The organism is Caballeronia sp. LZ016 (genome assembly GCF_031450805.1).
GTDB lineage: Bacteria > Pseudomonadota > Gammaproteobacteria > Burkholderiales > Burkholderiaceae > Caballeronia.
Genome location: NZ_JARTVY010000001.1, coordinates 594449 through 607476 on the forward strand (window position 1 = coordinate 594449; position 13028 = coordinate 607476).

Consider the following 13028-nt stretch of genomic DNA (forward strand, 5'->3'; position numbering starts at 1 on the left):
TCGTACGGATTCCCACGCACGCCCCGTCATGAAACTCGTCCGCCATTTGTCGCCACTTCGCGCTTTCTTTGCAACGCACGCACGCGTTGTGGCAGCGATGGCGCGCCAGACGCTCGACCTTGCGCTGCCAAGTCAGTGCGCGTTATGCGGCAATGTGTCGCAGCAGTTTCTGTGCAACGGATGCGACGGGCAGTACTGGAACGAGCCGCGGTTCCGATGCGCCACCTGTGCGATGCCGCTCGCGCCGTCGCATGTCAGGCGAGAACGCGAAGACGTGCGGCTCCATTGCGCCGCATGTCTCGAGAATCCGCCCGCGTTCAACGACACCATCGCGCTCGCGGACTATCGCGCGCCGCTCGACACGCTGGCCGTCGAACTGAAGTTTCGCGCGCGTCTCGCGGCGGGCGCCGCCTTCGCGCGTCATCTGCACGCGATCTTCGAAGACAGCGCCCTGCCGACGCCCGATGTCCTCGCGCCGGTGCCGTTGTCGCGAAAGCGGCTCATCGCGCGCGGCTACAACCAGGCGTGGGCGATCGCGCGTCCGCTCGCGCGACACCTCGGCGTTCCAGCCGATGCCGCGCTCGTCGCGCGAGTCGTTCATACTGCGGCGCAATCCAGGCTCGACGTCGATACGCGCAGGCGCAATGTCGCGCGCGCGTTCGTCGTTCGGAGCGATGTGCGCGGCAAGCACGTCGGCATCGTCGACGACGTGATGACGTCCGGCGCGACGCTCGATGCCCTCGCCCGCACGCTCAAGCTCGCAGGCGCGCGCCGCGTCACCAACTTCGTCGCGCTGCGCACGCCGAAAGATTGATTAACACAGCCGGAACTCACGCAATCCATGTTCAATGTCGTACTCGTCGAACCCGAAATCCCGCCGAATACCGGCAACGTCATCCGTCTGTGCGCGAACACGGGCGCGCGACTGCATCTCATCGAGCCGCTCGGCTTTCCGCTCGACGACGCGAAGCTGCGCCGCGCCGGTCTCGATTACCACGAGTACGCCGAAATGAATGTGCACGCGGACTGGGATGCGTTCATCGCGAAGGAATCGCCCGATGCCGCGCGCATGTTCGCGTTCACGACGCGCGGTTCGACGCCCTTCTTCGACCACGCGTTCAAGCCGGGCGACTGGTTCGTGTTCGGCGCGGAAACGCGGGGCCTCGCGACGGAATTGCTCGACCGCTTCCCGAGCGAGCAGCGCGTGCGCCTGCCGATGCGTCCGGGCAATCGGAGCCTGAACTTGTCGAATACGGTGGCGATCGTGACGTTCGAAGCGTGGCGTCAGGCAGGCTTCGAAGGCGGGGCCTGATTCGGCAACTCCGCAAGATAAAGCGCGAGCATCGAATCCTGGAAACAGGCGAAGACCACGCGCTCGACTGAAGGCGTGCGCGGCAGCGTCTCGATGACCGTCGATACCGCGATTCGCACCGCCGCTTCGACCGGAAAGCGATAGATGCCGCAACTGATCGCCGGAAACGCGATCGACTTGCAGTGCGCTTCATGCGCGAGTTCCAGCGAGCGTCGATAGCAACGCGCGAGCAGTTCCGGCTCGTCGCGCTTGCCGCCGCTCCAGCGCGGCCCGACCGCGTGAATGACGTGGCGGGCCGGCAAGTCATAGCCAGCGGTGATTTTCGCGTCGCCGGTCTCGCACCCGCCGAGCGTTTGGCACTCGCGCAGCAGACCGCGCCCCGCTCTGCGATGGATCGCGCCGTCGACACCGCCTCCGCCCAGCAGCGACTTGTTCGCCGCATTGACGATGGCGTCGACGTCGAGCGTGGTGATATCGGCGACTACGGCTTCGAGCCGGGCCATGACGCGCTCCGATACGTTGCGCTTATTCCGCCTTCGCGTCGCGGTTCAGCAGGGCCTGGACGGCATCGCGCGGGGCGACCTGATCGAACAGCACGCGGCATACCGCGTTCGTGATCGGCACATCGATGCCGCGCGACTGCGCCAATGCGAGAACCGCGCGCGCGCATCGCACGCCTTCGGCAACGTGGCCGAGCGCGGCGAGGATTTCATCGAGCGTGCGGCCGCTCGCGAGCTGCATGCCGACCGTGCGGTTGCGCGAAAGATCGCCGGTGGCGGTCAGGATCAGATCGCCGAGGCCCGTGAGGCCGGTGAAGGTCTCCGCGCGGCCGCCCAGCGCCGCGCCGAGGCGCGACATTTCCGCGAGCCCGCGCGTGATCAGCGCCGCGCGCGCGTTCAGGCCGAGGCCGAGGCCATCCGAGATGCCGGTCGCGATGGCGAGAACATTCTTCACCGCGCCGCCCACTTCGACGCCGATCACGTCGTCGCCGGTATAGATGCGCATCGCGCCATGATGGAACGCGGCGACCGTGCGCGCGCACAAGTCCGCCGATGGACTCGCCACGGTGAGCGCGACGGGCAAGCCTTGACCCACTTCGCGCGCAAAGCTCGGCCCCGACAGCGTGCCGTTGCTCGCATGGCCGGGAAGTTCGGCGGCGACGACTTCGTTCGGCAGACACTGCGTATCGGCCTCGAAGCCTTTGCACAGCCAGACAATATGCGCCGGAACGACGTTCGCCTGACGCATCGCGCGGCACAGCGCACGCAAGCCGGCAACGGGCGTCGCGACGACGCAGAGCGCATCCGGCGCGGCCGCGTGTTCGAGCGCGACGCCGATGTCCGCTTCGAACGCGAGCGACTCGGGCAAGCGCACGTCCGCGAGATAACGCGTGTTTTCGTGACTATGGGAAAGAGAATCGATGAGCGCGCGATCGCGCGCCCACAGCATCGTGTCGTGCCGTGTCGCAAGGTGGCCCGCCAGTGCGGTGCCCCATGCGCCGGCGCCGAGGACGGCTACTTTCATGCTCGGCTCCGGTCGGCAGAGTCAGGACAGGGCGATGACGCTCAGTGCGTCGCGCCGTTTGCCGCGCCTTCCTGCGCGCTCGCGAGTTGCGCGAGACGTTGCTCGTACAGCGCCTGGAAGTTGATTTCCGCGAGGTGGATCGGCGGGAAACCGGCGCGGGTGATCGCATCCGCGATGTTCGAGCGCAAGTACGGGAACAGGATGGTCGGGCATGCGATGCCAACGAGCGGGTCGGTCTGCTCGGCAGGAATGTTGCGGATATCGAAGATGCCGGCCTGCTTGGCTTCGATCAGAAAGGCGACCTTGTCGGCGACCTTCGCCGTGACCGTGCCCGTCACCAGCACTTCAAAGACGCTTTCCGCGAGGCGATCGGCCTTCACGTCGACTTCGACTTCAACCGACGGCATTTCCTGTTCGAGGAAGATGGCGGGCGAGTTCGGCTGCTCGAGCGACATGTCCTTCAGGTAGATGCGCTGGATGTTGAAAAACGGCTGGTTGTTCTCGTCGGACATAGTGGTTCCCTAGGTAAATCGGTTGCCCGGCGCATGACCGGGCAGCGTGTGGTGTGTCAGGCCGACTCGAGCAGCGGAACGAGACCGCCCTTGCGGTCGAGCGCCGAAAGATCGTCGTAGCCGCCGACGTGCGTGTCGCCGATATAGACCTGCGGCACGGTGCGGCGTCCGGTGCGCTGCATCATTTCCTCGCGGCGGCCCGGTTCACGATCGATCAGCACTTTCTCGATGCTTTCGACCCCGCGGGACTTTAAAAGACGTTCGGCCATCTGGCAATACGGGCACACTTGAGTGCTGTACATGACGACTTTCTTCACTTGACGGCTCCTTGTTTTACGACCGGCATTCCTGCCTTCTGCCAGGCATCAACCCCGCCCTGCAAGACATGGACCTCAGCGTAGCCAGCTTCCGACACGGTGCGGCTGGCGCGCTGCGATCGCTGTCCGGTCTGACAAACGAGCACGACCGGATTGCTCTTATTCTTGGCGATCTGGCCGATCTTTGCTTGGAGCTCCGCCGCGTCGATATTGCGCGCCGACGGCAGATGGCCCTGCGCGAATTCCGCGGCAGGCCGGATATCCACGACGACGGCGTTGCGGCGGTTGATCAGCGTGGTGGCTTCGGCGGCGGAAATGCCGCCGCGTCCGCGACGCGTGATGGCGGGCCACAGAAGCAGCGCGCCGGAGATGAGCGCAATGACGATGAGTGCGATATTCGTGTAATCAGTGAAAAACTTCACGTCTAGGGCCGCCGAAAGATAGTGGAGAAGGGAGAAAGGAAAATGGGGGCAATCCCGGCATTATAAAATAACCCTTTCCCGCGATGGCCCAGGCCATCCGGCCGATGGCGGCACTCCCCGCGCGATGGCAGGATGACGGAGTGCAAATCGGCGCAAGCGCTTTCTCAACTGACCGACCTATCAAACATGTACAAGCTAGTGCTCATCCGCCACGGCGAATCGACGTGGAACAAGGAAAACCGGTTCACCGGCTGGGTCGACGTCGACCTCACCGAGCAGGGCAATCGCGAAGCGCGTCAGGCCGGCGTGCTGCTGCGGGAAGCCGGCTACACGTTCGACCTCGCGTACACGTCCGTGCTTAAGCGGGCAATCCGCACGCTGTGGCACGTTCAGGACGAGATGGACCTGATGTATATCCCGGTTGTCCATTCATGGCGTCTGAACGAGCGTCACTACGGCGCGCTCGCCGGGCTGAACAAGGCGGAGACGGCGAAAAAGTATGGCGACGACCAGGTGCTCGTCTGGCGCCGCAGCTACGACACGCCGCCGCCCGCGCTCGATCCTTCGGACGAACGCGCGTCGTACAACGATCCGCGCTACGCAAAGGTTCCGCGCGAGCAGTTGCCGCTCACCGAATGCCTGAAGGACACCGTGGCGCGCGTGCTGCCGGTGTGGAACGAGTCCATCGCGCCGGCCATCAAGGCGGGCAAGCAGGTATTGATCGCCGCGCACGGCAATTCAATGCGTGCGCTCGTGAAGTACCTGGACGAGATCTCGGACGCGGACATCGTCGGGCTGAATATTCCGAACGGCGTTCCGCTCGTCTATGAACTCGACGAAAACCTGAAGCCGATCAAGCATTACTATCTCGGCGACGCCGACGCCATCGCCGCCGCGCAGGCAGCGGTTGCCAAGCAGGGCAAGGCGGGCTGACGCGCCTCGGCCCGACAACTTTGCAAGTGCACGGGCGCTTCGCCGCAAGCGCCCGTGGCCTATTGCTGTCGCCCGGCTACGCCCCGGGCATTTAAGTTGCGTTTAAGTCGTCTTTGGAGGGGAGCGGGTATACTGGCCCGTCACCCACGATGCTGCTCATTCGATTCCGAACGCACTCTCTATGCGAAAGAACCTGAAAAACTTCGGCCTGATCGCCGTAGGCGTTGCCGCCGGCGCGCTCGCCACCTTGCAGATCTCCGCGTCCGCTCAGCAAGCCGCATCGTCGCCGCTGCCGCTCGATCAATTGCGGCTTTTCGCCGAAGTCTTCGGGCAAATCAAGCACGAATACGTCGAACCCGTCGATGACAAGAAGCTCCTCACCGCCGCCATCAAGGGCATGGTGTCGAGCCTCGATCCGCACTCGTCCTACCTCGACAAGACCGACTACGAAGAGCTTCAGGAACAGACGAAGGGACGGTTCGCGGGCCTGGGTATCGAAATTTCCTCCGAAGACGGGCTGATCAAGGTCATTTCGCCGATCGAGGACACGCCCGCATTCCGCGCGGGCATTCGTCCGGGCGACCTCATCACCCGCATCAACGACAAGCCGGTGCGCGGCATGACGCTCGACAAGGCCGTCAAGCAGATGCGCGGCGAGCCGGGCACAAAGGTCACGCTGACCATCTTCCGCAAGAGCGACGACCGCACGTTCCCGCTGACCGTCACGCGCGCCGTGATCCGCGTGCAGTCGGTGAAGATGAAGGTGCCGGAGCCGGGCTACGGGTACATCCGGATCACCAGCTTCCAGGAACGCACGGTGCCGGACCTCGCGTCGAAGCTGCAGGACCTCGCGCGTCAACAGCCGAACCTGAAGGGCCTCGTACTGGACCTGCGCAATAACGGCGGCGGCCTGCTGCAAAGCGCGGTCGGTGTCGCGGGGGCGTTCCTGCCGGACAACGCCATCGTCGTGTCGACGAACGGGCAGATCGCCGACGCCAAGCAGACGTTCCGGGATACTTACGACAACTATCGCCTGCCGTCCTTCGATCAGGACCCGCTGAAGACGGTGCCGGAAGTCTTCAAGAAGGTGCCGATGGTCGTGCTGACCAACGCCTATTCGGCGTCGGCTTCCGAAATCGTGGCGGGTGCGCTGCAGGATCATCATCGCGCGCTGATCGTCGGCAAGACGACATTCGGCAAGGGCTCGGTGCAGACCGTTCGCCCGATGACCGCCGACACCGCGCTGCGCCTGACCACGGCGTACTACTACACGCCGAGCGGCAAGTCCATTCAGAACCAGGGCGTGCGCCCGGACGTGCCGGTGGATCAGTACGCGGACGGCGATCCCGACGACGCGCTCGTGACCCGCGAAGTCGACTATTCGAACCACCTCGCAAACACGCAGGACCCGAACGAGAAGAAGGAGCAGGACCAGCGCGAGCAGGATCGTCTGGAACAACTGCGCCTGCTCGAAGAGCAGAACGACAAGAAAACGCCGGAGCAACGCCGCAAGGATCGCGAGCGCAAGCCGGTCGAATTCGGCAGCACCGACGACTTCATGCTCCAGCAGGCGCTGAACAAGCTCGAAGGCAAGCAGGTCGTCGAGTCGAAGTCGTTCGCCGAGCGCAAGCTCGCGCAGAGCAAGCCGGCTCGCTCCGCATCGGCGCCGGTCGTCGCTCAGCCGGCAGCGCCCGCCGCGCCGGGCTCGTCGCCGGCTTCGGGCACCGTGCCGGCTTCGTCGCCGACTGCGCAGCAGTCGAAGTAACCAAGCAGCAAGGCTTCGCGGCATCGCGCCGCGAAGCCGTTTCCCCTCCCCGCGCGCTTAGAATGTCACGTTCAAGCGCGCCGTCTTTTTCGGCGTTCCCTTCGCAGCACCATCGGCGCATCCACGCGCGAGCTCGATGAACGACGACCAACTCCTCCGCTATTCCCGCCACATTCTCGTCGATGAAATCGGCATCGAAGCGCAGCAGCGTTTTCTCGATGCGCGGGCGATCATCGTCGGCGCGGGGGGATTGGGCGCGCCCGCCGCGATGTATCTGGCGGCGGCGGGCATCGGAACGCTGACGCTCGTCGATGCCGATACCGTCGATCTCACGAATCTGCAGCGCCAGATCGTCCACGCGACGCGCTCGGTCGGGCAAGCCAAGGTCGAATCCGCGCGTCGCACGCTGAACGCGCTGAACCCGGACGTACGAATCGACGCCGTCGACGCGCGCGCCGACGCAGCCTGGCTCGATGCGAACCTGCCCGGCGCGAGCGTCGTGCTCGATTGCAGCGACAACTTCGCGACGCGCCACGCGATCAACGCGGCTTGCGTCGCACATGGCGTGCCGCTCGTCTCCGGTGCGGCGCTGCGCTTCGACGGGCAGATCAGCACCTTCGATTTCCGCTCGCCGGAATCGCCGTGCTATGCGTGCGTTTTCCCGCCGGATCAGGCCTTCGAGGAAGTCGCGTGCTCGACGATGGGCGTGTTCTCGCCGACGGTCGGCATCATCGGCGCAATGCAGGCGGCCGAAGCGTTGCGGGTGATCGGCGGATTCGGCGAGACGCTTAGCGGAAGGCTGATGATGCTCGACTCGCTGCGCATGGAGTGGAACACGATGAAAATCGCGCGGCAGCCGGATTGCCCGGTTTGCAGCGCGCGTCACGCCCGATAGCGTTCAGGCTTTTTGCAGCCGGGCCAGCGCCGCCTGCAATTCGTTCGGTTCGAAGGACGCGAGCACATCCGCGACCGGCTTTTCCAGCGCCTTCAGATTCGAGCGCAGAATTTCCTGCTTCACGACGAGCAACTGGCTCGGATGCATCGAGAATTCCGTCAGGCCGAGCCCGAGCAACAGACGCGTGACCGACGGATCGCCCGCCATTTCCCCGCACACCGAGACCGGCACGCCCGCGCGCTTCGCCTCGCGCAGCGTCAGCGCGATCAGATGCAGCACGGCCGGATGCAGCGGATCGTAGAGATGCGCGACGGAGTTGTCCGCGCGGTCGATTGCGAGCGTGTACTGAATCAGGTCGTTGGTCCCGATCGACAGAAAGTCCAGCCGGCTCAGGAACAACTGCACCGCGATGGCCGCCGCCGGGATTTCGATCATCGCGCCGATCTGCACCTGACGGTCGTACGCAATGCCGGCGTCGTCCAGCTGGCGCTTGGCCTCGCGGATCAGATCCAGCGTCTGATCGATCTCCTGCGCGTGCGCAAGCATCGGAATCAGAATCTTCGTCGGGCCGAACGCGGACGCACGGAGGATCGCGCGCAGTTGCGTCATGAACATCTGCGGCTCTGAAAGACTCCAGCGGATCGCGCGCAAGCCGAGCGCCGGATTCGGCGCCGTCTCATAGCCGTCGCCGCCGGACATCGAATCGAGCGGCTTGTCCGCGCCGACGTCGATCGTGCGAATCGTCACCGGCTTGCCGTTCATCAGTTCGACGGCGCGCTTGTACGCCTCGAACTGCTCCTCCTCTTCCGGCAGCCGGTCCTTGTGATTCATGAACAGGAATTCGGTGCGGAACAGGCCGACGCCCATCGCGCCGGCTTCGACGGCCACTTGCGCATCGTCGGGCAGTTCGATGTTCGCGCACAACTCGATCTTGGTGCCGCAGAGCGTTTGCGTCGGCGAAAACTTGAGGCGCTGCAGCTTGCGCTGTTCCAGCAGCTTCTCGCTTTGCCGATACGAATATTCCTCGAGGACGATCGGCGCGGGGTCGACGATCACGATGCCGTGATCGCCATCGACGATGATCAGATCGTTCTGGCGAATCAGCACGCTCGCCTGCTGCACGCCGACCGACGCCGGAATGCCGAGACTGCGCGCGACGATCGCCGTATGCGACGTGCGGCCGCCGAGATCGGTGACGAAGCCCTTGAACGCCTGCGTCTTGAACTGGAGCATGTCGGCGGGCGCGATATCGTGCGCAACGACGATCATCTCGTTGTGGCCGTTGCTCGCGGCCGTATGCACGACGAGCGACGCGGCGGTCGGCGCGCCCGCAAGCGCCTTCAGGAGACGCTCGACGACCTGCTCGACGTCGGCTTTACGTTCGCGCAGGTATTCGTCCTCGATTTCATCGAAGTAACTGCCGAGAATGTCGAGCTGTTCGGTCAGCGCCCACTCGACGTTGTAGCGGCGCGTGCGAATGAGATCGATGGTTTCCTGCACGAGCATGGCGTCGTTCAGGATCATCGTATGCACGTTGATGAACGCGCTCATTTCGCTGGGCGCATCGGCGGAAAGGTCTTCGCGCAACGCCTCCAGTTCGGCGGCGACAGCGGCCTGCGCCGCGCCGAAGCGTTCGATTTCAGCGTCGATCCGCTCCGGCTCGATCAGGTAATGCGCGACATCCAGCGCGGCCGGCGCAATGAGATACGCCCGCCCGATGGCGATGCCTCGTGAAACGGGAATTCCATGCAGCGTGAAAGACACGCGCACCTCCTCTAGTTGTGATGTATCCGCGTTCTCCCAGAACCCGCGGGGGCTTGGTGGCCGCCCAGCCCATTATAAGTTCGAAGCATTGCAAAGTCCCTGCACGGACTGCCGCGCGCCAGCCGTGCCGGTCGCAGACTCGTCCGGCGCGAGCGAGCCGGTCGACACAAAAAAGCCGCGTCGATGCGCGGCTCATGAGGGTCGATGCGGGAATGATGGACTTATTGCCCTTCGCCGAATTTGTCGGCGATCAGGGCAAGAATGGCTTGCATGGCTTCGGCTTCATCCGCGCCTTCGGTTTCGATGGTCACCGTGCTGCCGATGCCGGCCGCCAGCATCATCACCCCCATGATGCTCTTCGCGTTGATCCGGCGGCCGTTGCGGCTCATCCAGATTTCGCACTGAAAACTCCCCGCGAGTTGCGTGAGCTTGGCCGAAGCACGCGCATGGAGCCCCAGCTTGTTCACGATCGTTGTTTCTTGTTGCAGCATGATGCTCCGGAACGCTAGTGGATGAATGAAGCGGCGTCAGTGACTGGCGGCTTTTGCGGCGGCCAGATCGGCGCTCGCGGAACACGCGGGATCGGGCGAGCCGGCCACTTTGGTCGCGATTGCGCAGGGATTGAGCGGCGTCGACGCATCAAGTTCCTGAATGCCCTTCGAGCCGCCCTGCAGAATCTTTTCCGACAGCGTGTCGAGCGGCGTCGCGCGGTAACAGACGGCGCGCACGAGCATCGGCAGGTTCACGCCCGCGAGGATGCGCACATCCGCGTCGGCGAGGCTCGCGGCGATGTTGGCGGGCGTCGCGCCGAACACGTCGGTCAACACGATCGCGCCGTTGCCTTCCTTCAGACGATCGATTTCCGAGCGCGCGAACGCGCGTACTTCGACGGGATCGCAGTCGGGCATTACGTCGATAACGCCGATGCGCGCGGGCAAGCCGCCGTAAATGTGGGCGACGCACTCACGGAGCGCGGTAGCGAGCGGTGCGTGCGCAATGATCAGAATGCCAGCCATAACAGGATTGCTGCCTCTGTGAACGAAACGTCAGAGTTCGCTCGAAAGCGCGCGAGCGTCGCGTGGTGCCAGTCGTATATGCGTCCGGGCGGTCGGGAAATCAACGGCCGGAACGCGCTGCTGAAATGTGATCCAGCCCCGAATGCAAGCCGCCGGGAAGTTGATTGTAACAGCGCCCGCGACACGCGTTTTGCAGTGCGACACACGCCGCCCACGCGAAGAAGCGCCCGTTCTCAGCCGACGGCGCGCTCGAGAGCGTCGATGAACATGCCCGCCACGTCGAAGCCCGTCTGGTCCATGATTTCGCGGAAGCACGTCGGGCTCGTGACGTTCACTTCAGTCAGGTAGTCGCCGATCGCGTCCAGTCCGACGAGCAGCAGCCCGCGCGCCTTCAGCGCCGGCCCGAGCGCCTCGGCGATCTCGCGATCGCGCGCCGAGAGCGGTTGCGCGCGGCCGAGTCCGCCCGCCGCGAGGTTGCCGCGCACTTCGCCGCCCTGCGGGATGCGCGCGAGCGAATACGGCACCGGCTCGCCGCCGATCAACAGAATGCGCTTGTCGCCGTCGGTAATCTGCGGGATGAACTTCTGCGACATGACCATGCGCGCGCCGTCCTCGCTCAGCATCTCGATGATCGAACCGAGATTCATGCCGTCGGCCTTCACGCGAAACACGCCCATGCCGCCCATGCCGTCGAGCGGCTTCAGGATGACATCGCCGTGTTCGGCGTGGAATGCGCGCAGACGCGCGGCATCGCGCGTGACGAGCGTCGGCGCCACGTATTGCGGCCATTCCGCGATGGCGAGCTTCTCCGAATGATCGCGAATTGCCTGCGGCTTGTTGAACACGCGGGCGCCCTGCCGCTCCGCGATTTCCAGCAGCCAGGTCGCGTTCACGTATTCGAGGTCGAACGGCGGGTCCTTGCGCATGAGCACCGCGTCGAACTTAGCGAGCGATACGTTCGCCGGCTCGTTCGCCGAGTACCACGGCGAGCGGTCGCTATCCGCTTCATCGCCGACGATCGCGATACGGCGCACGATCGACTCCACCGCGCCACCCGTCCACGCGAGCTGGTGCGGCTCGCACGCGTACAGCACGTGGCCGCGACGCGCGGCTTCGGCCATCATCGCGTAGGTCGAGTCCTTATAGATCCTGAAGCGATCGAGCGGATCGGCGATAAAGAGAATGTCCATGTGTATTCGCTTGATTGACGCGGCCTGCGAGCTTACCGCAAGCCGCGCAATTAGACCTGAATGGCTTCGGGGTCCGTTTTTTCCAGTTCCACCGATGCGGCGAGCAGCCCGAGCCGCGCGACCACGCCATACATGTAGAAGCGATTCGGCGGCGCCGCGCCCGGCTTCGCGTGCGTGTCCGGCAGCGCGGTGTGTTCGAAGCCGAGCGGCACGAAGTGCATGCCCGGCGCGTTCAGGTTCTGATCGCGCTCGCGCGAATCGTGCACGCGGTAAAAGCCGCCGACCACGTACCGGTCGATCATGTAAACCACCGGCTCCGCGACCGCATTCTCGACGCGCTCGAACGTATGCACGCCTTCCTGCACGATGACGTCGTGGACTTGCAGTCCTTCCTTCGCGTCGTTCATCTTGACGCGCTCGCGCTTCGTCAGCGCGGCGACTTCGCTTGCGTCGTGCACGGTCATCACGCCCTTGCCGTACGTGCCGGCATCGGCCTTGATGACGACATACGGCTTCTCGCTGATGCCGTACTCGCGATACTTCTTCGCAATCTTCTTGATGACGCCGTCGATGGCGTCCGCAAGCGCTTCCTCGCCCGTGCGTGCTTCGTAGTCCACGCCTTCGACGTGCGCGAAGTACGGGTTCACCATCCACGGGTCGATTTCGACCATCTTCGCGAACTTCTTCGCGACATCGTCATAACACGAGAAGTGCGTCGACTTGCGGCGCACCGCCCAGCCCGCATGCAGCGGCGGCAGCAGATACTGCTCGTGCAGGTTTTCGAGCACCGGCGGAATGCCCGCCGAGAGGTCATTGTTGAGCAGGATCGAACAGGGATCGAAGTTCTTGAGACCGAGACGGCGCGGCGTGCGCTCGAGCGGTTCGAGCACGATCTTCTGGCCGTCGGCGAGCGGGATCGTCACCGGGCCGTGAATGTTTTCATCGAGCGTGCCGAAGCGGACGTTCAGCCCCGCTTGCCGCATGATGGTCGCGAGCCGCGCGACGTTCTCGAGATAGAACGCATTGCGCGTATGCCGCTCCGGAATCACGAGCAGATTCTTCGCGTCGGGGCAGATTTTTTCGATGGACGCCATCGCCGCCTGCACGGCCAGCGGCAGCACTTCCTGCGGCAGATTGTTGAAGCCGCCCGGGAACAGGTTCGTATCGACGGGCGCGAGTTTGAACCCCGCGTTACGCAGATCGACGGAACAGTAGAACGGCGGCGTGTGCTCCTGCCATTCGAGACGAAACCACCGCTCGATGGCAGGCGTGGCCTCCAGGATTTTCCGCTCGAGATCGAGCAGAGGACCATTCAACGCCGTAACTAAATGCGGAACCATTGATTTCTCGCGAACAGCTTTGCATGGGACCGGCTTCG

15 protein-coding genes are annotated in these 13028 nt (G+C 64.3%); 5 read left to right on the plus strand and 10 right to left on the minus strand.

Annotated elements, in window-relative coordinates; all coding sequences use genetic code 11:
- Positions 1-28: 28 nt before the first annotated feature.
- A complete protein-coding gene (locus P9220_RS02775) occupies positions 29-814 on the plus strand; it encodes a phosphoribosyltransferase family protein (protein WP_404989523.1) in 786 nt (261 codons plus the stop codon).
- Positions 815-841: 27 nt separating this feature from the next.
- Entirely contained in the window at positions 842-1312 is a 471-nt protein-coding gene (gene trmL / locus P9220_RS02780; protein ID WP_309763475.1) for a tRNA (uridine(34)/cytosine(34)/5-carboxymethylaminomethyluridine(34)-2'-O)-methyltransferase TrmL, read from the plus strand.
- On the opposite strand, the gene P9220_RS02785 is transcribed toward trmL, so the two are convergent.
- The 5 genes from P9220_RS02785 to P9220_RS02805 are packed head-to-tail and all read right to left on the minus strand — an operon-like array spanning position 1285 to position 4087.
- A complete protein-coding gene (locus P9220_RS02785) occupies positions 1285-1815 on the minus strand; it encodes an O-acetyl-ADP-ribose deacetylase (RefSeq protein WP_309763476.1) in 531 nt (176 codons plus the stop codon). The two genes, trmL and P9220_RS02785, sit on opposite strands and share 28 nt — an antisense overlap.
- 22 nt (positions 1816-1837) lie before the next feature.
- Positions 1838-2836: an NAD(P)H-dependent glycerol-3-phosphate dehydrogenase gene (locus P9220_RS02790; RefSeq protein WP_309763477.1), complete on the minus strand. Its 999-nt coding sequence runs from the start codon at positions 2834-2836 to the stop codon at positions 1838-1840.
- Positions 2837-2877: 41 nt separating this feature from the next.
- Complete coding sequence (secB, locus tag P9220_RS02795) at positions 2878-3348, minus strand: protein-export chaperone SecB (protein WP_309763478.1); 471 nt, start codon at positions 3346-3348, stop codon at positions 2878-2880.
- 56 nt (positions 3349-3404) lie between these two features.
- Positions 3405-3665 carry a glutaredoxin 3 gene (gene grxC / locus P9220_RS02800; RefSeq protein ID WP_250450153.1) on the minus strand — a complete coding sequence of 87 codons (261 nt, stop codon included), beginning with the start codon at positions 3663-3665 and terminating at the stop codon, positions 3405-3407.
- Positions 3662-4087 carry a rhodanese-like domain-containing protein gene (locus P9220_RS02805; RefSeq protein WP_309763479.1) on the minus strand — a complete coding sequence of 142 codons (426 nt, stop codon included), beginning with the start codon at positions 4085-4087 and terminating at the stop codon, positions 3662-3664. The genes grxC and P9220_RS02805 overlap by 4 nt, the downstream gene beginning before the upstream one ends.
- A 186-nt stretch (positions 4088-4273) precedes the next feature.
- On the opposite strand from P9220_RS02805, the gene gpmA reads away from it, so the two are divergent.
- The 3 genes from gpmA (at position 4274) to P9220_RS02820 (ending at position 7680) form a co-directional block, all read left to right on the plus strand.
- On the plus strand, positions 4274-5020 hold the full coding sequence (gene gpmA, locus P9220_RS02810; protein ID WP_309763480.1) for a 2,3-diphosphoglycerate-dependent phosphoglycerate mutase: 747 nt from the start codon (positions 4274-4276) through the stop codon (positions 5018-5020).
- 181 nt (positions 5021-5201) lie between these two features.
- Complete coding sequence (locus P9220_RS02815; RefSeq protein ID WP_309763481.1) at positions 5202-6785, plus strand: S41 family peptidase; 1584 nt, start codon at positions 5202-5204, stop codon at positions 6783-6785.
- Positions 6786-6921: 136 nt separating this feature from the next.
- The gene (locus P9220_RS02820) at positions 6922-7680 is read left to right on the plus strand and encodes a molybdopterin-synthase adenylyltransferase MoeB (protein ID WP_309763482.1); all 759 of its coding nucleotides are present in this window, start codon (positions 6922-6924) and stop codon (positions 7678-7680) included.
- Positions 7681-7683: 3 nt separating this feature from the next.
- Here P9220_RS02820 and ptsP read toward each other — a convergent pair whose 3' ends face one another.
- The 5 genes from ptsP to gshA form a co-directional block, all read right to left on the minus strand.
- Entirely contained in the window at positions 7684-9444 is a 1761-nt protein-coding gene (gene ptsP / locus P9220_RS02825; RefSeq protein WP_309763483.1) for a phosphoenolpyruvate--protein phosphotransferase, read from the minus strand.
- 221 nt (positions 9445-9665) lie between these two features.
- Positions 9666-9935: an HPr family phosphocarrier protein gene (locus P9220_RS02830; protein ID WP_309763484.1), complete on the minus strand. Its 270-nt coding sequence runs from the start codon at positions 9933-9935 to the stop codon at positions 9666-9668.
- A gap of 36 nt (positions 9936-9971) precedes the next feature.
- Positions 9972-10460, minus strand: a complete 489-nt coding sequence (locus P9220_RS02835) for a PTS sugar transporter subunit IIB (RefSeq protein ID WP_309763485.1) — start codon at positions 10458-10460, stop codon at positions 9972-9974.
- A gap of 233 nt (positions 10461-10693) precedes the next feature.
- Positions 10694-11650, minus strand: coding sequence for a glutathione synthase (gshB, locus tag P9220_RS02840; RefSeq protein WP_309763486.1), 957 nt, complete (start codon positions 11648-11650; stop codon positions 10694-10696).
- A gap of 50 nt (positions 11651-11700) precedes the next feature.
- Positions 11701-12990 carry a glutamate--cysteine ligase gene (gene gshA / locus P9220_RS02845; protein WP_309763487.1) on the minus strand — a complete coding sequence of 430 codons (1290 nt, stop codon included), beginning with the start codon at positions 12988-12990 and terminating at the stop codon, positions 11701-11703.
- Between the last annotated feature and the right edge of the window lie 38 nt (positions 12991-13028).

What these genes read in the sequence shown, in the direction of transcription:
- P9220_RS02775 (WP_404989523.1), top strand. Translation starts at nt 29, where the DNA reads ATGAAACTCGTCCGCCATTTGTCGCCACTTCGCGCTTTCTTTGCAACG.
- trmL (WP_309763475.1), top strand. Translation starts at nt 842, where the DNA reads ATGTTCAATGTCGTACTCGTCGAACCCGAAATCCCGCCGAATACCGGC.
- P9220_RS02785 (WP_309763476.1), bottom strand. Translation starts at nt 1,815, where the DNA reads ATGGCCCGGCTCGAAGCCGTAGTCGCCGATATCACCACGCTCGACGTC.
- P9220_RS02790 (WP_309763477.1), bottom strand. Translation starts at nt 2,836, where the DNA reads ATGAAAGTAGCCGTCCTCGGCGCCGGCGCATGGGGCACCGCACTGGCG.
- secB (WP_309763478.1), bottom strand. Translation starts at nt 3,348, where the DNA reads ATGTCCGACGAGAACAACCAGCCGTTTTTCAACATCCAGCGCATCTAC.
- gpmA (WP_309763480.1), top strand. Translation starts at nt 4,274, where the DNA reads ATGTACAAGCTAGTGCTCATCCGCCACGGCGAATCGACGTGGAACAAG.
- P9220_RS02815 (WP_309763481.1), top strand. Translation starts at nt 5,202, where the DNA reads ATGCGAAAGAACCTGAAAAACTTCGGCCTGATCGCCGTAGGCGTTGCC.
- P9220_RS02820 (WP_309763482.1), top strand. Translation starts at nt 6,922, where the DNA reads ATGAACGACGACCAACTCCTCCGCTATTCCCGCCACATTCTCGTCGAT.
- P9220_RS02830 (WP_309763484.1), bottom strand. Translation starts at nt 9,935, where the DNA reads ATGCTGCAACAAGAAACAACGATCGTGAACAAGCTGGGGCTCCATGCG.
- P9220_RS02835 (WP_309763485.1), bottom strand. Translation starts at nt 10,460, where the DNA reads ATGGCTGGCATTCTGATCATTGCGCACGCACCGCTCGCTACCGCGCTC.
- gshB (WP_309763486.1), bottom strand. Translation starts at nt 11,650, where the DNA reads ATGGACATTCTCTTTATCGCCGATCCGCTCGATCGCTTCAGGATCTAT.
- gshA (WP_309763487.1), bottom strand. Translation starts at nt 12,990, where the DNA reads ATGGTTCCGCATTTAGTTACGGCGTTGAATGGTCCTCTGCTCGATCTC.